We start from the raw sequence: 19187 nt of genomic DNA, 5'->3' as shown, positions 1-19187 counted from the left end.
GTCAGCGCGCGACCGTGGTGCAGGACGCGCGATCGTCACGCTCGACGCAGACCCGCGTGCCGGGATCGCCGAATTCGACGAGCAGCTCGGTGAACCGGTCGACCTCCGCGTCGGAGGCGTCTGGTGCGGTGATCCGGGCCGAGCGCGGACCGATGGCGATCGAGGTGACCGCGTCGGCGGCGACCAATTGGGCGAGCACGATGGTGAGTGTCGCGAGTTCGTCGGGGCGCGGAAGGTCGACCGTGACGGAGGTCCCTCCCTCGGCGCGCACGTGCGCCGACTGCGCACCAGCCTGCGACGCCGACGACCCGACCGGCGTCACCAGCGCCGGGACCGCACTCGCGTCGACGGCCATGACCTGCACGGCACCCTCCGACTCCCACACGAAGCGCACCAGCTCCCGAGTCGGATCATCGAGGAGCCCGAGCAGGCTGCGGGCGATCGTGCCGTCGGCGTTGCCGAGCCGCACCCGGTCGCTCTCGAATCGGATGGGCGTCACCGAGCCCACCTGCGCACTGGCCGCCTCGGCCGCAGCCAGGTCGGATTCGTGCTCCAGCGCGACCGTGGTGACGGTGTCGTCGGCCCGGATGCCGGACACCGTGACGTCGTGCGACACCGCGGACCAGACGGCAGCAGCTTCCGTGAGCCGGGCCTCCGAGAGGTCGGTCAGGACCGTGGTGTCGTCGTCGGTGCGCGCGGTGACGTCCATCGATCCCGCGACGCCGGCGTCATCCGCGAGCGCGGGCACCAGACCCGCCACCGCAAAGGCGTCGTCGGCCATGAGCACTCGCACGCTCAGGGACACCGCATCGTCGCCCGTGAGGGATCCCGCGACGAACCCGGGCTGCTCGCGCAGTGCGAGCAGGAACGCCACGCGGGTCGCGTCCTCGGTCGTGACTCCGGAGACGGGGAGGGAAACATCGGGACCGACCACGGTGACGCGACCGCGCATGGTCGTGCCATGCGCGGCGGTGTAGTCCGAGACCCGGGCGACGAGCGCTGCGAACTCCTCGTCCGTCAGCTCGTCGTCGGCGACCACGTCACCGCTCACTCCCCCGGTGAACGGCTGATTGTCGTGGCTCGTGAGCTCCAACGAGGCGACTGCCGGGTCATCGGCGAACGCCGCGGCGAAGTCCCGCACGGCCCCGTCTCCCGTGCACGCCGTCAGCAGCGACAGCAGCAGACCGACGGCCGCAGCGGCCGTGATCGCGCGTCGTCCGCGCGGCGCTGGACCGCTGCGGGGCACCCTCTGCCGCCCCCGGTTGCCCGGAACACCCCCACGACACCCTTCTGCCACGTGTTCAGTCTAGAGACTCGGGATCCCGAGCACCCGATGCCCGAGCAGGTCTTCGGGTCCAGCGCGGGTGCGGTGATCTTCGCCGACATCGGACGTCTACCGCGTGAGCTGCCGTCTGCGCCAGGCGGCAGCGGCACCGAGCGCAATCAGCAGGGCTGCGGAGGCCAGGAGGATCGTGACCGTCGCGCCGGTCTCGGAGAGGATTCCCCCGCGGGGGCCTCCATCCCCCGATCCAGCCCCGGTGTCCTGCGAGCCGCCCCCGCCCCCCGGGGCGTCCGGATCGGCACTGCCGACCGCGGTGATCCGCACGGAGGCCTCGATCCGGTTGCCCCAGGTGTCGATCGCCGCAAGCTCGACCGTCCAGCTGCCGGCCGTCTCGGGCCGTGCGACGAGCACCCCATCAGTGTCGATGCGCACCCAGTCGGGGGCGTCGGCGAGTGCGAGATCGACGAGCGGGAACCCCTCGGTCACCGTCAGCGGAAGGGTGAGCGTGTCGCCGACACGACCGTCGAGCGCGCGGGCGCTGGTGACATCTGCACGAACCACGGGATACACGATCTCCCCGGTGAACGCACCGTCCGCGCTCGCGAATCCAGCAGTGAGTGAGGTGTCCGCCGCGGTCAGCCCGTTCCAGGTGAGGATGCCGCCATCCCCGCCGGAGGGCTGCAGCGAGATCGACTCCCCTCCGAGACCCAGCACGCTGCGGGCGTCCTCCGTGGTGAACGTGTCGGCACCCGCCGGCACGAAGACGGTGCTCCCGGGGATTCGCTGCGACTGCGCGCTGAACGACTCCAGGTATTCGAATGCGGGGAGCGGACTGAGATCGGTGATCTCATTGCCGTCCAGGTACAGTTCGCCGAGGTTCGACATCGACGCGAGCGGTGAGATGTCTGCGATCCGGTTCTGCCGCAGAGACAGCACGGAGAGGTATGCGTTCCCGCTGAGTGCGGACACGTCCGTGATCTGGTTGTTGTCGAGGAACACTTCGTACAGGGTCGTGGTCCCGGCCAGTGCGGAGAGGTCCGAGATCTGATTGTCGTCAAGCGAGATCGAATACGGGCCCGTGAGGCCCGTGAGCGGCGTCAGGTCGGAGATCTGATTCCCCGCAGCGCGCAACATGCTGAGGCCAGTCAGTGCAGCGACAGGGCCCAGATCCGTGACGCCCATTCGGTCGATGCTCAGATCACCCAAACCGGTCAGGCTTCGCAGCACCTCGATATCGGACGTCGGATTGTCGCTGAGATCCAACAGATACAGGTTCGGATACGCGGCGAGCGCATCGAAATTGACGATCGCGTTCAGGCTCAGATCGAGGTACTGCAGGGTAGGAGCCTCGGGGAGCCCGTCGGTGCTGGTGATGTTGTTGCCGCTCAGCTCCAGCGTTTGCAGTGACGGTGCGGTGAACGACGGCATGCGGGTGAGTTCGTTGTCGTTGGCCCGGAATCCGTACAGGATCTCCCGGTACCCGAGATCGGGAAGCTCTTGCAGCCGATTGCCTGAGATGTCCACCTCGAAGAGGTATTCCTGCGCTGCGAGGAAGTTCACGCTCTCGATGGCGTTGTCTTGCAGCCGCATCTCATACAGTTGCGTGAGGCCGCCGAGCACCGAGTCGACCTCGCGCACGTCGTTGCTCGCGAGAATCAGCCGTCCCAGCGACGTCATCCCCGACAGCGCGCTGACGTCCTGAATGCGGTTGTCGCCCAGGTCCAGAACGGTCAGTTTCGTCGTTCCGGCGATTCCGCTGATGTCTCGGGTGCCGTTGCCGGCCGCGTAGAGCCCGGTGAGCTCGGTGAGCGGTGCAAGGGCGTCGAGGTCGGGAATCTCCGCCGCGAGACTGCTCATCGTGAGATAGCGCAACTCCGTCAGCACCGACAGTGGCGCGATGTCGGCGACCTGGCTGTGTGAGATCATCAGGTACCCCAGCTGGGACATGGTCCGCAGCAGCTCGGCGTCGGCGAAACTGGACCCCTCCACGTTCAGATCCGTGAGGTTGATCAAGCTCGACAGCGGACTCCAGTCGTCCACCTGGATCTGCCGTGCGGTGAGCCCTTCCAGCTGGGTCATGTCCCGGATCGGATCGAGCGACGAGATGGGAAGCCCGATGACTCTCAGATCAGTCAGCGTGTTGCCGGCGAGCGGAGCAATATCCGTCACCGGCATATCCTCCAGGTACACCGACGCGAGAAGTGGCAGATCTCCGAGCGGAGTGAGATCGCTCACGCCCTGACGAAGCACTGTGAAGTGCGTCAAGTTCGTGGCGTACTCCAGACCGCTGAGGCTCGACACGCTGTCGCCGAAGTAATCTGCGATGGTCAGTCGATCAAGTGACGCGAGATCCGCATCAGTGACCGGCTGGGTCGCCGGGTGCCCGAGCGTCCGATTGACCGCCTTGGCAAGAGCGGGCTCGAGATCGATGACCACCGGGTCGGCCAGGACCTCCGCAGCATCGAGATCCGCGTCGGGGTGGGCTCGGAGAGGTTCGTCAGAGGAGCGTCAACTTCGTCCTGCGCCGCCGCGCCATCTTCGACGACCGCGGAGGGTGGCGGCGTATCCTCTGCGAAGCCGGGTGACGGCGCCAGCAATGGCACCCCCACGATCACAGCGGTGGCCAGACCGACCACTACCGAACGTATCACTCGTGCACTTCGGGGTCGTTCGCTCATCACGTCGCTCTTTCAATGGTGTCTCGTGACTCGCGCTCCCCCCGGAGATCACCCTCTCGTCAAGCATGCCCGCCTCTCGGCCCCACCCTGACCATGCCCGCGGTGCCGCGAGTCCGGCTCCTGAGATGATCCCCTACGGGTGAACACTGTTGATGCAAGCTTCCCCTTCCTCGGGGATGCCTCCAATGATATCATCCGGCGTCTCCGTGCACACCAGGGGAATTGCTGCTCGGGCCCCGTGATGGGGTCACTTCACGTGCTCGTCCGACGCCGCCCCTGAAGCCTGGTCTGGCCGGGCCGGCACCGTGCGCTGCCCTGCCGCGGCCGTGATCCGATTCGCCATGCCGTTGAAGATCACGCCGTGGAACGGGAGGATCGCGAACCAGTACAGTCGACCGGCGAGTCCCCGCGGGAAGAAGATCGCGCGTTGACGGTACTGGGACCCGGTGCCGTCCGGGAGCACCTCCATCTGGAGCCAGGCGAGCCCGGGCACCTTCATCTCCGCTCGGAGCAGGAGCAGTCGCCCCCGTTCCAGCCGCTCGACCCGCCAGAAGTCGAGTGCGTCGCCCGTGTTGAGGTGCTGCGGGTGCCTTCGGCCGCGTCGCAGTCCGACCCCGCCGACGAGTTTGTCCATCCACCCTCGAGCGGCCCACGCGAGCGGGAAGGAGTACCACCCGTTCGCTCCGCCGATGCCCTCGACGATGGCCCACAGGCGATCAGGAGCCGCGCTCGTGCGCCGCTCGCGGAAGTCCGTGTAGACCGTGCGCCCCGCCCAGTCCGGATCACTCGGCAGCGGATCGCTCGGCGCGTCGACCACGGAGGCGTTCTGCCACGTGGTCTCCACCGCGCCCGCGTCGATCTTGGCGAGGGCCAGGCGAACGGCCTGCCGATAGCCGGTCAGCCCGCCTTCGGGCGGTGGGATGACCTCGTCGATGTCGTGATCCGCCATGACGCAGTCGTGCTGCAGCGACGCGATGATCGGGATCGCCAGGCGACGCGGGATCGGAGTCACCAGGTTCACCCACTGCGATGCGAGCCACGGGGTCAACACCGGCAGCGCCGCGATGGGCCGCTGGGGCAATCCCGCCTCGACGGCGTATCCGTTCATCATCTGCCCGTAGCGCAGCACATCGGGCCCGCCGATGTCGAAGGCTCTGCTGACCGACGACGGAAGCTCCGCCGCCGCGACGAGGTAGTGGAGCACGTCGCGCACCGCGATCGGCTGAATGAAGTTGCGCACCCATTTCGGAGCGGGCATGTAGGGCAGGACCTCGGTCAGGTGCCGGATCATCTCGAACGACGTCGATCCGGAACCGATGATCACCCCGGCCTGCAGCGCCACGGTCGGGACACCGGAGTCGAGCAGGATCTCCCCCACCCGCTTCCGCGAGGTGAGGTGGCGCGACAGCTTCGGCGTCGCCGGGGAGAGTCCACCCAGGTACACGATTCGTTGCACACCGCAGGCCTGCGCGGCCCCGGCGACGTTGCAGGCGGCGCGGCTCTCGGCCGCCTCGAAGTCGCCCCGGGATCCCATCGCGTGCACCAGGTAGTACAGCACATCGATCCCCTCGCAGGCGCGCGAGACCGTGTCGGCGTCGAGCAGATCCCCCTCGATGATGGAGACCTCGGCCGCCCACGGCACGTCCACGAGCTTCGAGGCGGACCGCACGAGCACGGAGACCTCGTACCCGGCGTCCAGCAATCGCGGCACGAGCCGCCCGCCGACGTAGCCGGTCGCTCCGGTGACGAGCACGGTGGTCATCGCTGGTCTCCTTCCGCTCCGCTGGCCGCATTCATGTCGCGTTCGGCACGGGGCGACCGGCGAAGAATCCCTGGATCTCGTCGAACCCCTCCCCCCGCAGGAGCTCGAGTTGGTTCTGAGTCTCCACCCCCTCGACGAGCACCGTCGTCGTCAGCGCGTGACCGAGCGCCAGGATGGCGCGCAGCACGCTCCGGGTGCGCGAGGGCTGCAGACTGGCGTGCAGCACCGACCGGTCGATCTTGATGCGGTCGAACGCAAAGGCGAGCAGGGTGTCCAGTGAGGAGAACCCGGTTCCGAAGTCGTCCAACGCGATCTTCACTCCCAGCGCCTGCAGCCGCGCGAATACGTCCACGACCTCGGTGCGCTGGCGGATGAGCGTGGTTTCCGTGATCTCGAGTTCGAGCCGCTGGGGATCCAACCCGCTCGACCTCAGCGCCTCTGCAACGGTGGATGCGAAGTCCGCATCGCGGAGCTGCAGGGCCGAGATATTGACCGCGACTCGCGTCCGGTCCGGCCAGCCGGCGGCGTCGGAGCAGGCCTGGGCGAGCACCCATCGACCGAGCTCGATGATGCTCCCGTTCGCCTCGGCGAGCGAGATGAACTCTCCCGGGTAGAGCGTGCCGAGCACCGGGTGATGCCACCGGATCAGTGCTTCGCGCCCGACGATCGCCCCGTCGCGCAGAGACGTCTGCACCTGGTACTGCAATTGGAACTCGCCGCGGCCGATCGCGCCGGCGATCTCGCGATCGAGGAATCTCCGCGAGGCCGAACGCTTCAGCAGTCCCTCACGGTAGGTCACGGGGTGCTCGGACTGCGTGTCCTTCGCTTCGTACATGGCGGCGTCGGCACGCGCGAGCAGTTCTGACACATTGGTGGCGTCCTCGGGGAAGCAGGCGACGCCGACACTCGCGGAGACCTCCGACTGCGCGTCGCCCAGCATGACCGGCTTGCGCACCGCCTCCGCGAGCAATTCCACGAAGTCGTCGCAGGCATAGCCCTCATGCGTTTGCGCGGCAACGGCGAACTCATCGCCGCCCAGTCGGGCCGCGATGATCCCCCGGAGGCCGCATCGTGCAGGTGCTCGGCGAACGACTTCAGCAGCGTGTCGCCGGCGGCGTGGCCGAGGGAGTCGTTGACCAGCTTGAAGCCGTTGAGATCGATGATGCTCGCGGCGAACACCTTGTCCGTCGCGACCCAGCGATCGAGCTCATCGAGGAACGCGGTCCGGTTCCACATGCCCGTCAGCGGATCCGTGAGCGCGGCGGTGCGCAGCGCCCGCGAAGTCTCCCTCGCGGCCGTGACATCTCGGGTGATCTTGGCGAAACCGATGAGCGACCCCTGCTCATCCTCCACCGCATTCAGGGTCGCCCGCGCCCAGAAGTGCGATCCGTCCTTCCGCACCCGCCAGCCCTCGGTCTCGTGCCGACCGTGGCGCCGCGCCTCGTCGAGGATCTGCTCGGGGATGCCGTTCTCGCGATCGTCCGCGGTGAAGAAGTGGGAGAAGCATGTGCCGAGAATCTCGGTCTCCTCGTAGCCCTTGATGCGCTCTGCGCCTCGGTTCCAGCTACTGACCTCACCGTCGGGGGACAGCAGGAAGATCGAGTAGTCCTCGACCGCTTCGACCAGAAGCTTGAACATCTCCGCGTCCTGCACAGCATTCCTCTCGGGTTCCGAGACCATTCTCCCGTACTCAGCAGTCTCGACCTGCACCCGCCCCCCGTCAATGCGCTGCCCGACGGGTGTCGGATCGGGTAGACTCGCCCGCCTCGGCGGGTCGGAGCGGGCGCGCACTGGGTGCTGACCGCCCTTAGTAGACCCCGCGGAGCACGTCAATGGGGTCCGCGGTGTCGCCGGATGCCGATACGATTCGATCGATCTGCCGATCGCACGCACCGATAACGAGGAGAGACTCCGCATGGAGCACAGGAGTACGACGGATTCGAAGGTCCTGTGGGCCAGAGTCGACGAGGGATTCTACGTCTGCAGTCAGGAGGCGGACTTCTTGGGCTACGTCGACCAGGACAGCGAGTCCCGCTCGGTGGCCTACGACATGTTCGGGCGCGCGGTCGGGTCCTTCGCCTCGCTGCAGGACGCGATGGCGCGCGTCGAAGCCGGAGTGACGACCGAGGGAGAGTGCCCCAGTGTTGCATGAGTCAGCGGCTGCCCCCGCGACGATCTCGGGCTCGACCGCCGTGCGGTCGCTCGTGTACTCCAGCGATGCGCTCGCTCGCTTCTATCAAGAGGATCTCGACGCGCTTCTCACTCACGCGAGAGCGAAGAATCACGCCGCGGGCATCACCGGGATCCTCCTGTACCGGAACCACCAGTTCATCCAGTTCCTGGAGGGGCCCTCCAGCGCGGTCGACGCGATCATGGCGGAGATCACCGCGGATCCACGGCACGGCAGGATCCGCATCGCGGTCGACGAGTTCACCTTCGAACGACAGTTCTCCGACTGGTCGATGGGGTACGTGCCGCTCATCGGGCAGTCCTCGGAGCGCATTCCAGGCTTTCGCGACTCCTTCGCCGATATCGCGGAGGCGCCCGAGGCGATCGTGCGCGGACGAGCGGCGAAGGAGCTGGCGCTCTGGTTCAACGTGCGTTCGGCCCCCACGGAAGTTCGGGAACGGAGTGCCGCACCCGCCTAGGCCGAGATGCTGCGGTGCATGCCCAGGGATCCCGAGCTCGTGAATCCCAGGGACTCGTAGACCCCTTCCGCCTCCGGGCTCGCGAAGAGGCCGACGAAGAGCTCGGTGCCGGGGTGAGGCCGGAGCAGCGTGAGCAATCGCTCGACGAGACGCGTTCCGATGCCCGCGCCCTCATGACCCGGGTGCACGATGACGTCCTGCACGTAGGCGTACTGCATGCCGTCGCCCACGGCCCGTGCCATTCCGACCACGCCGTCCTCATCGTTCTCGAACACCACTCCGGCGATCGACGCGTCGAGCGACGCCGCGCGCACCGCATCATCGAAGTGACCTTCCCACCCCACCGCGGCGGCGAGCGCGGCGTGCTCGGCCGGTGTCGCCACGCGGTCGACGATTCGGCCTGATCCAGCGCCTGAGGCGCCGTTCGCGAGTGCGTTCGTTCGATGCTCCATACGGTCCATTCTCTCGTGCTCCGGTCCGCTCGCGGCTGGCATGTGCATGGTTCCGATGCCCCGCGGGTCATGGGCGGGCGGCGGGCGGCACCGCGCATCGGCAGACGGTGGGGTGCTCGAGCGATCACGCCGATCGAGTCCTCCCCGCGCCGGGTCGTCGCCCCCGTAGAGCGACGACCGGGGCCGGCGGATCCTCCACGGCCGACCACTCACGCGTCGTGCACCTCGCCGTCGTCGCCTCGACCAGCTCGCGGGTCATCGACGCGAGATCCCCGGCCTGGCCGAGCGCAGCGCGTTGCAACGACGCCCCTCCGCCCACCCGGATGATCTCCTCGATCACCGCACGCACCTCGGCCCACTCCCCCAGGTCGACGAGGACCGGCCGCACCGTGGCGAGCAGCCGATCGACGGCGGCGCGGGCCGGGACCATGCGACCGGTCAGCGGATCCGCGAGCTCTCCCGTCACCCCGTAGCGACTCGCGTGCCATGCCCAGAGGCGCAGCACGGCCCCCGGGACCGGATCCGGATCGAGGCCGCGGTGCCAATCCCGCGCGCACGTCTCGACGAGCGCGCGGACGAGCGCGGCAATCGCGGCGGCGTGCGTCGCATCGGTGCAGACATCGGCGACGCGGATCTCCACGGTCGGAAAACGGTCGCACAGCCGTGCGTCGAAGTAGAGCATGCCGCGGTCGAGGGGCACACTCGTCCGGAGCAGCGCTGCGCGGTGCTCGTCGTACGCCGCGACCGACCCGAAGACCTCCGTGGGCCCGGAGGTCGGCCACTGCGACCAGGCCTGGTAGCGGTAGGAGGCGTAGCCGCTGTCGCGCGCCCGCCAGAAGGGAGAATTCGCGCTCAGGGCGAGCAGCGCGTGCAGCCAGGGGCGGATCCGGTCGATCACCGCGACCCCCTCGTCGCGCGAGCCGATGGCGACGTGCACGTGGAAGCCGTTGGTGAGGTGCCGATCCGTCGTGCGCTGGAACTGCGCCGACACCCGCTCGTAACGATCGTCGGGATACAGGTGCGGCCACTCGAGATCCGGTGCCGTGCCGATGGCCGCAAGCCGTGCTCCGAGCCGCTGCGCCGCCTCGTCCACGGCGGCACGCGAGGAGCGGATCGACCGCAATTGCGCGCTGAAGGTGCGCTGCGGCGCCGTGATCAGTTCCAATTGCTCGCGCTGCAACTCCGCGCTGACCCGCATCGCGTCCGGTTTCAGCGGCCCGATGCTCTGAATGATCTGCTCGGCGACCGGCATCGGTGCCATGGTGGATGCGTCCACCAGCAGCATTTCTTCTTCAACACCGAATGTGCGCATGCGCTCCGTCGTCCTCCCAGGAGCGCCCTCGGGCGCGTTCCGGAACGCGAGCCCGCTGCTCCGCCCGATGCACCGCACTCCGCGTTTCCACCCCTGCTCTGATGGTCACAGGTCGCCCGCTTTCTCAGGAGTGCTTCTCATCTCCGCCCGACCGGCGTACAATAGCCCGGGCTCCACCGGTTGACGCCGACCGGTGGGCCGTGCAAAGTGGATCTGTGCCGCCTGGCGCCGCCCCCGAGCGCCGCGCATCTGCAGTCCACCGAGCAAAGGAACACGCACTATGGGATCGATCCGCTACGACGGAATGGTGACGCATTTCGAGGACCGCCTCCTCACCCACTTGCAGATCGTGATCGTGCAGAAGCTGTCGCGAGGCGAGAGCTTTCTCATGTCCTGGAAGGACAGCTCGACGATGGGCGACGGGCGCTCTGCGATCTGGCTGAACCCCCAGACGCCGCTGAGCTTCAAGTTCGCGGGGAGCCGGGTGCCGGAGATCAACCGGGATTGGCTGCTCACCCTTGGAAAGTCGGTCGAGTCCTCCACCGGGCTCATCGTGACCAAGGAGGACGGCTCGCTCGCGGAAGCCGACGCGACCGGGCCGAAGTACCCGGGCAACCTCCGCGCCTGAAATCGCACCGGATACACCGCTTTCCCGGGAAGCGTCGATAGCATCGGCTGGACGCCCTGTTCCTGACCCACGAGAGAGACCCCGTGAGCCATCAACGCACCTCCACCGATCAGGAGGGTCGATCACCGCGCCCTCTCGCACGTCGAGGGGGTGATTCCGAATGGTCGAGGCAGGCGTAACGCTGCTGCTCGGCACGATCCTGACGCTGGCGATCATCGCCGCGTGCGGGTTCTTCGTCGCGCAGGAGTTCGCGTACATGTCCGTGGACCGCTCGAAGCTCTCCGCGCAGGCGGAGAAGGGCGACGAGCAGGCGAAGCGGGTACTCGCGATCACGAACCGCACCTCGTTCATGCTCTCGGGTGCGCAGCTCGGGATCACGGTCACGGGTCTGCTCATCGGGTACGTCGCCGAGCCGCTCATCGGCGCCTCCATCGGCACCCTGCTCGGCGGGGTCGGGATCGATCCCGCCGTCTCGATCCTCATCGGCACGATCGGCGCGCTGCTGCTCGCGACCATCGTCACGATGATCTTCGGCGAGCTGTACCCGAAGAACCTCGCCATCGCGAGCCCGGAGCCGCTGGCGCGCGCCCTCGCACTGCCGACGCGCATCTACCTGCTCCTGTTCGGCTGGCTCATCACGATCTTCGACCTGGCGGCGAATGCGCTGCTGCGACTGCTGCGCATCGAACCGCTCGAGGACGTCGATGAGAGCGCGACGGCGCGCGACCTCGAGGCGATCGTGGAGGAGTCCCGCTCATCGGGGGATCTCACCGACGAGCTCTCGATGGTGATCGACCGCATCCTGGACTTCCCGGAGCGGGACGCGGAGCACGCGATGGTGCCGCGCTCGCGCGTCGATTCGGTCTCCCGCGACACGACGATCGGCGAGGTGCTCACGCTCATGTCCACCGGGCACACCCGCTACCCGGTGGTCGACGACGAGGACTACCCGATCGGGATCGTCGCGCTCATCGATCTGCTGCGCGGACACCATGATCCGAGCGACACCGTCGAGTCGGCGATGCGGGAGGTCGTGGTGATCCCGACCTCCATGCGGCTGCCCGTCGCGCTCGACCGCATGCGCGAGAGTCGCAACGAGATGGCGTGCGTGATCGATGAGTACGGCAACTTCGACGGCATGCTGACCATCGAGGATCTCACCGAGGAGGTCATCGGAGAGCTCTCGGACGAGCACGATCTGGAGGTGGAGGAGGTGTCGGTGCACGACGACGGGCACTGGTCGCTCCCGGGCGACGTCCACCTCGACGAGGTGGAGCGGCTCATCGGCCACGACCTCCCGGGCGACGACTCGGAGACGATCGCCGGACTCATCATCAGCCGCTTCGGCGACCTCGTGCCCGTCGGCGGCCGCGTGCGCGTCGATCTGCCCGAACGGCCCTCCGAGGTCGCGCTGGGGCTGGAGATCGAACGCTGGCTGGACGTCGAGGTGACGGAGGTCACGCGGTTGGTGCCGTCCCGCCTGACGGTGCGGCTGCACGAGACGGGCCCGGACGATCCGTCTCCTTCGACTTCGACTGGCACCGAGGAACCGCATGCGGTCGCCTCGGCAGTCGACGACGGGGAGGTCGACCGATGAGCTGGTGGCTGGTGACGATCATCACCGTGGCGCTGATCGTGGCGAGCGCGTTCTTCGTGATCGTCGAGTTCGCCCTCCTCGCCGCACGGCGGCACCGCCTCGAGCAGGAGGCCGACCGCAGCGCGGCTGCGCGATCCGCACTCCGCAGCATGAACGAGCTCACCGTGATGCTCGCGTTCGCGCAGCTCGGGATCACCGCGTGCACCTTCCTCCTCGGTGCGATCACGAAGCCCGCGATCGACTACGCGCTCTCCCCGGTGTTCGAGCAGTGGGGCCTCCCCTACGTGCTCGCCGACATCATCGCGTTCATGCTCGCGCTGATCGTGGTGACGTTCCTGCACCTCGTCATCGGTGAGATGGCCCCAAGTCGTGGGCGATCGCCCACCCCGAGACCGCGGCGAAGGCGACCAGCATCGTCGCCCGTGGGATGACCTGGCCGCTCCGCCCGCTGCTGCTCTGGATCAACCGGATCGCCAACCGGCTGGTGTCGGCCTCGGGCGTCGAGCCGGTCGAGAAGGCCGCCGCCGGTGGGCAGGACGCCGACACGATCCGCGAGATCGTCGCCCGCTCGCGCGCCGCCGGCACGCTGGAGGAGCAGTTCTCCGGGCCGATCGCCCAGGCGATCGCACTCGGATCGCTGACGGTCCGCGGGATCGTGCAGACCGAACGGCCGCCGACGGCGGTGCCGACCACCGCGACGGTCGCCGACGTGCGGGAGGTGGCCGGGCGATCCGGACACCTGCGGGTGCTCGTCGGGACCGGTGCGGACTGCCGCGTCGTGCACGTGCGCGACACACTTGCGCTCCCCGACGATACCCCGGTGACGCAGGTCGCGCGCGACGCGCTCTCGCTCACCGGCGACACCTCGGCCACCGAGGCGCTGACGCGCATGCGCCGCGCGCGGGTGCAGCTCGCGACCGTGGTCGAGGGCGAGCGCCTGCTCGGCGTGGTGACGCTCGATGACCTCCTGCGGGAGATCGTGCCGAGTTCCGCGGGCCCGGCCGGGGCGCTGCCGGCGTAGGGCGGCGCGGGTGGGGCGCGCACTCACGCGGAGATCGCGCGTCACGCGGATCGAAACCGGCAGATCGGTCCGCGTAACGCGCGATCTCCGCGTGACGCGCCGCGGTTGCGCCGCGGTTGCGCCGCGGTTGCGCCGGAGTTGCCCCGAGGATCCGCCCAGACGCACTCGGTAGGGTGAGCCGATGGCGGATCCGGACCCACCGGCTGGATCGCACGATGCAGGTCACCACGACCAGAGCCACCACGACCAGAGCCACCACGACCAGAGCCACCACGACCAGAGCCACCTCGACCAGCCACGGAGGACAATCATGACCGTCATGGAACAGCGCACGCTCGGCCGCTCCCCGAAGCGGGCCTCCGTCGTGGGGCTCGGCACCTGGCAGCTCGGCGCGGACTGGGGTGACGTCTCCGAGGCCGACGCGTTCGCGGTGCTCGACGCCGCGGTCGAGGGCGGCGTGACCTTCTTCGACACCGCGGACGTCTACGGGGATGGGCGCAGCGAGCAGCTCATCAGCCGATTCCTCGACGATCGCGGGCTGCGGGATCGCATCACCGTCGCCACCAAGATGGGCCGGCGGCAGGATCAGGTCCCCGAGAACTATTCGCTCGAGAACTTCCGCGCCTGGACGGACCGCTCGCGCCGCAACCTCGGCGTCGATCGCCTCGATCTCGTCCAGCTCCATTGCCCGCCGACCCCGGTGTACGCGACCCCGGCCGTGTACGACGCGCTCGACACGCTCGTCGATGAGGGCGTGATCGCCCACTACGGCGTCAGCGTCGAGACGACTGCGGAGGCGCTCGAGGCGATCGGGCACCCGCACGTCGCGACCGTGCAGCTCATTGTGAACGCCTTCCGGCTGAAGCCGATCGACGATGTGCTGCCCGTCGCCCGCGAAGCAGGGGTCGGGATCATCGCGCGGGTCCCCCTGGCCTCGGGGCTGCTCTCGGGGCGCTACACCGAGGACACGACATTCGCCGCGAACGACCACCGCACCTACAATCGCACGGGCGCGGCCTTCGACGTGGGCGAGACCTTCGCCGGCGTCGACTTCGCCGAGGGCGTCGCCGCCGCACGCGAGTTCTCCGACCTCGTGCGCGAACACGCTCCGGCCGGCACGACCCCCGCGCAGGCGGCCATCGCATGGCTCTGGCAGCAGCCGGGGATCACCACTGTCATTCCGGGCGCCCGGAACGCCGAGCAGTCGCGCGGCAACGCGCAGGCCGGCGCGATCCCGGAGCTCGGCCCCGACTTCTCCGCCGGGGTGCGCGACATCTACGACCGGCGCATCCGCGGCGCCGTGCACGAGCGGTGGTAGCCGCCCCCTCCTCCACGCGAGCCGGCGGCGGCGATCCCACTCGTGGCCTCGCCGGTGCCCGCACGATCGCCGTCGTCTCGGTGCTCCTGACTCTGACGATCGCGCTGCACTCGATGCTCCCGGGGTCGCTCGGCACGCTCGTCGCGACCGCGCTGCCCTGGCTCGGGTGGCTGCTCCCGCTGCTCGGGATCGGCGCGCTCCTCACCCGGCGCAGGCGCGCCTGGCTCATCGTGCTGCTGCCGACCCTCGTGTGGGCGCTGCTCGTCGGCACGGTGCTCCTCCCCCTCGGCCGCAGCGCGAACGCGGTGCCCGCGGACGAGCGCTTCACGGTCGCGTCGCACAACGTGCGGGGCGACTCGAACGCCGCCGCCGCGTCGGCCCGGGATCTGGCCGTCGAGGGCGCCGACGTCATCGCGCTCGTCGAGCTCGACGCCGACGACCGCGAAGCCGCCGCCGCGGAACTCGCTGCCACGCACCCCTACGCGTACACGGTGGGCACCGTCGGGCTCTGGAGCGTGTACCCGCTCGAGCAGCAGACGCCGCTCGATCTGGGCCTCGGCTGGCAGCGCGCCCTATCCGCGGACGTCATGACGCCCAGCGGACCGGTCAGCGTGTACGTGGTGCACGCGGCCTCGTTCCGTCCCTGGGACCAGGGCAACCGAGACACGATGCTGCAGCGCCTCGGCGAGCTCGTACCCCAGGATCTCGCGGAGCGCGTCGTGGTGATGGGCGATTTCAACGCGACCACCTTCGATCCGGCGATGGCGACGCTGCAGAGCGCCGTCAGCGAGCCGCGCCAGTCGTCGCCCTCCTGGGGGTTCACGTGGCCGTCGGCTTTCCCCGCTGCGCGCATCGACCATATCTTCCAGCGCGGCATGACACCGCTGGAGAACCGGGTCGTCGCCGCGGGCGACAGCGACCATCGGGCGGTCCTGGCGGTGCTGCGGAACGAGTGAGCCACCGGCCCGGCGCGGTGCCTCGGCACGCGCGACCTGCGAACATGGAGCCATGGGGATCGTGCAGAAGGGCGTGTGGTGGGCCGCGGACTACCTCTACGCGGCGCGCGCCCAGCTCCGCGCGCTCGACCCGCGCGTCACCCCCGAGGCCTTCCGCAGCGGCGATCGTCGGCCGGTCCTCGTGATTCCCGGCGTCTACGAGCCCTGGCGTTTCATGCTCCCCCTGATCCGGACCCTGCACGGCGACGGGCATCCGGTGCACGTCGTGGATCCGCTGCGCGCGAACCGGCGGCCAGTCGCGGACGGTGCGGCGGCGGTCTCGCGCTATCTCGCCGCAACGGGCCTCGACGACGTCGTGATCGTCGCCCACAGCAAGGGCGGGCTGATCGGGAAGCATGTCATGGCGCTCGACGCGGAAGGGCATCGCGTCCGCGCGATGGCGGCGATCGCCACCCCCTTCGGCGGTTCCGCCCTCGCCCGCTACCAGTTCTCGCGCACGCTGCGGGCGTTCTCACCCCGCGACGCCACGCTGCGCCGGCTCGGCGCGGAGCGCGAGGTGAATCGTCGGGTCGTGTCGATCTTCGCCGACTTCGATCCGCACATTCCCGAGGGCAGCGAGCTCGCGGGCGCCCGCAACGTCCGGCTGGCCACCGGCGGGCACTTCCGGATCCTCGCGCACCCTGAAACGCTGCGCGTCGTCCGTGAGGTCGTGGGAGCGACCGCAGACCCCGACGGGTTCCCCGCGCACGACGAGGCTCCTCCACACGACAGCGGGCGTGCGGAGCACCCGTGAGGGTGCCCGCACGCCCGCTGCGTGGTGCGCTGTGACCGAGGCCTGCGCCTAGCTCTTCCGACCGGTGAGCGATCGGATGAGCCAGGCGATCACCGCGAGGATCGCGAGGATGATGCCCACCCAGAGCAGGAAGTTGACGGCCTCAACCAGACCGCCGACGATTGCGAGCACGATGGCGACAATGATGATGATGATAAATAAACCGTTCATGGCTTCAGCGTAGGCCTCGCGCGAGATTCGCCGCGCCCCCTTGCGCTGGCACCCTGATCCTTGCTACTCGTGCGCCCGCGGTCAGCGATCGTCGAGCGCCTTGCCGCGGCGATCCACCAGCCCCCACGTGGCCGCGGCGGCCACGATGAAGAAGATCGCGAACACCGTGAAGGTGAGGCCCGCACCGCCAGCCACGAGCAAGATCGGCACGAGCAGGGGTGCGATGATCGAGGCGATGCGGCCGACGCCCGCCGCCCAGCCCGCCCCGGTCGCCCGGAGCGACGTCGGGTAGATCTCGGGGGTGACGGCGTAGAGCGCGCCCCAGGCCCCGAGATTGAAGAACGACAGCGCCATTCCGGAGGCGACGATCGCCGCCTCCGTGTGCACCGTACCGAAGACGATGGCGGATCCGGCGGAGCCGATCAGGAAGATCGAAAGGGTGAGGCGCCGCCCCCACCGCTCGATCAGCCACGCGGCGACCGCGTACCCCGGCAGCTGGGCGAGGGTGATGATCAGCGTGAAGCCGAATGAGCGCACCAGGCTGAAACCGGCGTCGACGAGGATGCTCGGGATCCAGATGAAGGCGCCGTAGTAGGCGAAGTTGACGCAGAACCAGACCAGCCAGATCGACACCGTGCGCTTGCGGAACTCCGTCGACCACAGCGCGGCGACCCGACCCCCGGCGCGGCGGGCGAGCGCCGGCTGCGGTGCGGCGAGGTCGGCGACGTTCGGTTCGGCCGACGCGGGCTCGGCGGCACGGGGCGCGGCCGGGTCTGCGGTCGTGGCCGATCCCGCACCCGCGACCCGCGACTCCAGCTGCGCCTCGAACGACGCGACGACCTGCTCGGCCTCGGCGGTGCGGCCCCGACTCGCGAGCCAGCGCGGGGATTCGGGGAGCCCCCAGCGTACGGCGAGGGCGTAGAGCGCGGGGATCGCCCCGATCGCGAACGCCCAGCGCCAGCCGTCCTCCGACGCGGGCACCACGAAGTAGCCGATGATGGCGGAGGCGGTCCAGCCGACGGCCCAGAAGGCCTCCAGGATCACGATCAGGCGTCCGCGGATCCGGGCGGGGGCGAACTCGCTGACGTACGTCGAGGCGACGGGCAGCTCCGCGCCGAGCCCCAGCCCGACGAAGAAGCGGAGCACGAGCAGCAAGGCGATCCCACCGACGAGCGCGCTCGCGCCGGTCGCCAGCCCGTAGACGAGGAGCGTGAGGGCGAAGACCTGGCGACGGCCGATGCGGTCCGCGAGCAGCCCGCCGAGCGTCGCGCCGATCGCCATACCGGCGAAGCCGACGGACGCGATCAGGCCGCCCTCACCCTTGGTGATGCCCCAGTGCTGCGTGAGCGCGGCGAGGATGAAGGAGATGAGGCCGACGTCCATCGCGTCGAGCGCCCAGCCGATCCCGGATCCGGTCAGGATCTTGCCGTGCTTGCGGGTGAAGGGCAGCGCGTCCAGCCGCTGGGAGATCGTGCGCGGCGCGCCGGGATCGGTTCGACTCATGGGTTCATCGTAGAGGGCGCGCGAGCTCGCGCACCACGTCGGCGGCGGAGCGCACCGTCGTGACCGCACCGACCCCCTCGCCCGCGTCGAGCGGCACCACCGTGTAGTCCTGCGCCGCCAGCGCCGCACGGAACTCCGCCTTCGCCACCGTGTCGGCCGCGAGTTCGGACTCGCGGCCCTGCCAGCGCTCGACGAACGGGGTGCGGAGCAGCCGCTCGGGGTAGTGCGACGGCCACGGTCGGTCGAGCGCGACGTCGAGCACCCGGGAGACCACGGTGTCGCGCCCCTCGGCGGCGATGAGGGCCGCGCGGGCCGGCGCACTCGTGAGCGCCTCGGTGCACGCGGCGAACGCCGTGCCGATCCACGCCGCGGACGCGCCCCGCCGCTGCACCTCGACCAGGTCCGCTGCGCTCGTCACGGCCCCGGCCGCGAGCACGGGGATCTCGACCGCGGCGAGCACCGACTCCAGCAGCGGATCGCGGGGCTCCCGGTGCTCCCCGTGGCCGCCGCCCTCCTTGCCGCGGGCGACGACGGCGTCGACGCCGGCCGCGGCGGCGGATCGGGCCTCGTCGGCGGTCGCGACCTGGGTGATGGTGCGCACGCCCGCCCCTCGCGCCGCACCGATCCAGGCGTCGCGCTGCGCGCGGGCCGCGGGTTCGGCACGCCAATCGACGAAGCTCACCGACAGGAGCGCCGGGGCGGCCTCCAGTGCACGGGTGAGGAGCTCGGGCTCGCGCGCGATCCCCCAGGCGACGAGCCCGATCCCGAACGGCGCACCGCCCGTGTCGAGCCGCGCGAGCTCGCGCTCGAGCGCGGCGACGGATCCCGCGCTCCCCATGCCGATCATGCCGAGCGCGCCCGCCCGCGACACCGCTCCCGCGAGCGCACCGCCCGCGACCCCGCCCATGGGCGCGCAGACCACGGGTACGCGGAGCCCGAGGCGCTCAGCCCAAGCGCTGCGCTCTCGGCTCGGGGCAGGTGTCAGAGGTGCGTCGGGGGTCGTATCGCCGGAGGTGCTGCTCATCCC

General features: G+C 69.5%; 18 protein-coding genes and 1 pseudogene. 9 read left to right on the top strand and 10 right to left on the bottom strand.

What is annotated here, in order from left to right:
* Position 1 precedes the first annotated feature (1 nt).
* From MUN76_RS14585 to MUN76_RS14565, 5 genes and pseudogenes are all read right to left on the bottom strand, one after another.
* Positions 2–1246, bottom strand: a complete 1245-nt coding sequence (locus tag MUN76_RS14585) for a hypothetical protein (protein WP_244685710.1) — start codon at positions 1244–1246, stop codon at positions 2–4.
* Between the two features lie 147 nt (positions 1247–1393).
* Positions 1394–3718 carry a leucine-rich repeat domain-containing protein gene (locus MUN76_RS14580; RefSeq protein WP_244685709.1) on the bottom strand — a complete coding sequence of 775 codons (2325 nt, stop codon included), beginning with the start codon at positions 3716–3718 and terminating at the stop codon, positions 1394–1396.
* Between the two features lie 489 nt (positions 3719–4207).
* Positions 4208–5722: an SDR family oxidoreductase gene (locus tag MUN76_RS14575; RefSeq protein ID WP_244685707.1), complete on the bottom strand. Its 1515-nt coding sequence runs from the start codon at positions 5720–5722 to the stop codon at positions 4208–4210.
* Positions 5723–5753: 31 nt separating this feature from the next.
* The gene (locus MUN76_RS14570; protein ID WP_256451825.1) at positions 5754–6761 is read right to left on the bottom strand and encodes a putative bifunctional diguanylate cyclase/phosphodiesterase; all 1008 of its coding nucleotides are present in this window, start codon (positions 6759–6761) and stop codon (positions 5754–5756) included.
* Between the two features lie 35 nt (positions 6762–6796).
* A pseudogene (locus MUN76_RS14565) lies at positions 6797–7360 on the bottom strand (PAS domain S-box protein); the annotation flags it as partial.
* A 277-nt stretch (positions 7361–7637) separates the two neighbouring features.
* On the opposite strand from MUN76_RS14565, the gene MUN76_RS14560 reads away from it, so the two are divergent.
* Positions 7638–7874, top strand: coding sequence for a hypothetical protein (locus MUN76_RS14560; RefSeq protein ID WP_244685705.1), 237 nt, complete (start codon positions 7638–7640; stop codon positions 7872–7874).
* Positions 7864–8370, top strand: coding sequence for a BLUF domain-containing protein (locus MUN76_RS14555; protein WP_244685703.1), 507 nt, complete (start codon positions 7864–7866; stop codon positions 8368–8370). The genes MUN76_RS14560 and MUN76_RS14555 overlap by 11 nt, the downstream gene beginning before the upstream one ends.
* Here the strand turns inward: MUN76_RS14555 and MUN76_RS14550 are convergent.
* Both MUN76_RS14550 and MUN76_RS14545 read right to left on the bottom strand, forming a co-directional pair.
* Entirely contained in the window at positions 8367–8822 is a 456-nt protein-coding gene (locus MUN76_RS14550; protein ID WP_244685701.1) for a GNAT family N-acetyltransferase, read from the bottom strand. The two genes, MUN76_RS14555 and MUN76_RS14550, sit on opposite strands and share 4 nt — an antisense overlap.
* Positions 8823–8946: 124 nt before the next feature.
* The gene (locus MUN76_RS14545) at positions 8947–10134 is read right to left on the bottom strand and encodes a carboxylate-amine ligase (RefSeq protein WP_256451794.1); all 1188 of its coding nucleotides are present in this window, start codon (positions 10132–10134) and stop codon (positions 8947–8949) included.
* Between the two features lie 280 nt (positions 10135–10414).
* Between MUN76_RS14545 and MUN76_RS14540 the strand changes: the two genes are divergently transcribed.
* The 7 genes from MUN76_RS14540 to MUN76_RS14515 all read left to right on the top strand — a co-directional run bounded on the left by MUN76_RS14540 (position 10415) and on the right by MUN76_RS14515 (position 16447).
* Entirely contained in the window at positions 10415–10762 is a 348-nt protein-coding gene (locus tag MUN76_RS14540; protein ID WP_244685699.1) for a DUF7882 family protein, read from the top strand.
* A gap of 160 nt (positions 10763–10922) precedes the next feature.
* Positions 10923–12359, top strand: coding sequence for a hemolysin family protein (locus MUN76_RS14535; RefSeq protein WP_244685697.1), 1437 nt, complete (start codon positions 10923–10925; stop codon positions 12357–12359).
* Positions 12356–12790, top strand: coding sequence for a CNNM domain-containing protein (locus tag MUN76_RS15585; RefSeq protein ID WP_346730399.1), 435 nt, complete (start codon positions 12356–12358; stop codon positions 12788–12790). Before MUN76_RS14535 ends, MUN76_RS15585 begins: the two co-directional genes overlap by 4 nt.
* Positions 12787–13380: a CBS domain-containing protein gene (locus MUN76_RS15580; RefSeq protein ID WP_429952855.1), complete on the top strand. Its 594-nt coding sequence runs from the start codon at positions 12787–12789 to the stop codon at positions 13378–13380. The genes MUN76_RS15585 and MUN76_RS15580 overlap by 4 nt, the downstream gene beginning before the upstream one ends.
* 319 nt (positions 13381–13699) lie before the next feature.
* Positions 13700–14698, top strand: a complete 999-nt coding sequence (locus MUN76_RS14525; protein ID WP_244688800.1) for an aldo/keto reductase — start codon at positions 13700–13702, stop codon at positions 14696–14698.
* Positions 14692–15654, top strand: a complete 963-nt coding sequence (locus MUN76_RS14520) for an endonuclease/exonuclease/phosphatase family protein (protein ID WP_244685695.1) — start codon at positions 14692–14694, stop codon at positions 15652–15654. Before MUN76_RS14525 ends, MUN76_RS14520 begins: the two co-directional genes overlap by 7 nt.
* Before the next feature lie 52 nt (positions 15655–15706).
* Positions 15707–16447 (top strand): esterase/lipase family protein, encoded by a 741-nt coding sequence (locus MUN76_RS14515; RefSeq protein WP_244685693.1) that lies wholly within the window; start codon positions 15707–15709, stop codon positions 16445–16447.
* Positions 16448–16495: 48 nt separating this feature from the next.
* Here MUN76_RS14515 and MUN76_RS14510 read toward each other — a convergent pair whose 3' ends face one another.
* The 3 genes from MUN76_RS14510 to MUN76_RS14500 all read right to left on the bottom strand — a co-directional run bounded on the left by MUN76_RS14510 (position 16496) and on the right by MUN76_RS14500 (position 19184).
* Positions 16496–16657 carry a hypothetical protein gene (locus MUN76_RS14510; protein WP_244685691.1) on the bottom strand — a complete coding sequence of 54 codons (162 nt, stop codon included), beginning with the start codon at positions 16655–16657 and terminating at the stop codon, positions 16496–16498.
* Positions 16658–16738: 81 nt separating this feature from the next.
* Entirely contained in the window at positions 16739–18160 is a 1422-nt protein-coding gene (locus tag MUN76_RS14505; protein ID WP_244685690.1) for an MFS transporter, read from the bottom strand.
* A gap of 4 nt (positions 18161–18164) precedes the next feature.
* Positions 18165–19184 (bottom strand): NAD(P)H-dependent flavin oxidoreductase, encoded by a 1020-nt coding sequence (locus MUN76_RS14500; RefSeq protein WP_244685688.1) that lies wholly within the window; start codon positions 19182–19184, stop codon positions 18165–18167.
* Between the last annotated feature and the right edge of the window lie 3 nt (positions 19185–19187).

This window comes from Leucobacter rhizosphaerae, assembly GCF_022919175.1.
GTDB lineage: Bacteria > Actinomycetota > Actinomycetes > Actinomycetales > Microbacteriaceae > Leucobacter > Leucobacter rhizosphaerae.
The sequence above is the reverse complement of the archived record's forward strand: the minus strand, read 5'-3'. Positions and strand labels throughout refer to the sequence as shown.

Excerpts from the sequence above, each read along its gene's own strand:
- MUN76_RS14575 (WP_244685707.1), bottom strand. The coding sequence starts at position 5,722 with ATGACCACCGTGCTCGTCACCGGAGCGACCGGCTACGTCGGCGGGCGG.
- MUN76_RS14560 (WP_244685705.1), top strand. The coding sequence starts at position 7,638 with ATGGAGCACAGGAGTACGACGGATTCGAAGGTCCTGTGGGCCAGAGTC.
- MUN76_RS14550 (WP_244685701.1), bottom strand. The coding sequence starts at position 8,822 with ATGGAGCATCGAACGAACGCACTCGCGAACGGCGCCTCAGGCGCTGGA.
- MUN76_RS14545 (WP_256451794.1), bottom strand. The coding sequence starts at position 10,134 with ATGCGCACATTCGGTGTTGAAGAAGAAATGCTGCTGGTGGACGCATCC.
- MUN76_RS14540 (WP_244685699.1), top strand. The coding sequence starts at position 10,415 with ATGGGATCGATCCGCTACGACGGAATGGTGACGCATTTCGAGGACCGC.
- MUN76_RS14535 (WP_244685697.1), top strand. The coding sequence starts at position 10,923 with ATGGTCGAGGCAGGCGTAACGCTGCTGCTCGGCACGATCCTGACGCTG.
- MUN76_RS15585 (WP_346730399.1), top strand. The coding sequence starts at position 12,356 with ATGAGCTGGTGGCTGGTGACGATCATCACCGTGGCGCTGATCGTGGCG.
- MUN76_RS15580 (WP_429952855.1), top strand. The coding sequence starts at position 12,787 with ATGACCTGGCCGCTCCGCCCGCTGCTGCTCTGGATCAACCGGATCGCC.
- MUN76_RS14525 (WP_244688800.1), top strand. The coding sequence starts at position 13,700 with ATGGAACAGCGCACGCTCGGCCGCTCCCCGAAGCGGGCCTCCGTCGTG.
- MUN76_RS14515 (WP_244685693.1), top strand. The coding sequence starts at position 15,707 with ATGGGGATCGTGCAGAAGGGCGTGTGGTGGGCCGCGGACTACCTCTAC.
- MUN76_RS14510 (WP_244685691.1), bottom strand. The coding sequence starts at position 16,657 with ATGAACGGTTTATTTATCATCATCATCATTGTCGCCATCGTGCTCGCA.
- MUN76_RS14505 (WP_244685690.1), bottom strand. The coding sequence starts at position 18,160 with ATGAGTCGAACCGATCCCGGCGCGCCGCGCACGATCTCCCAGCGGCTG.
- MUN76_RS14500 (WP_244685688.1), bottom strand. The coding sequence starts at position 19,184 with ATGAGCAGCACCTCCGGCGATACGACCCCCGACGCACCTCTGACACCT.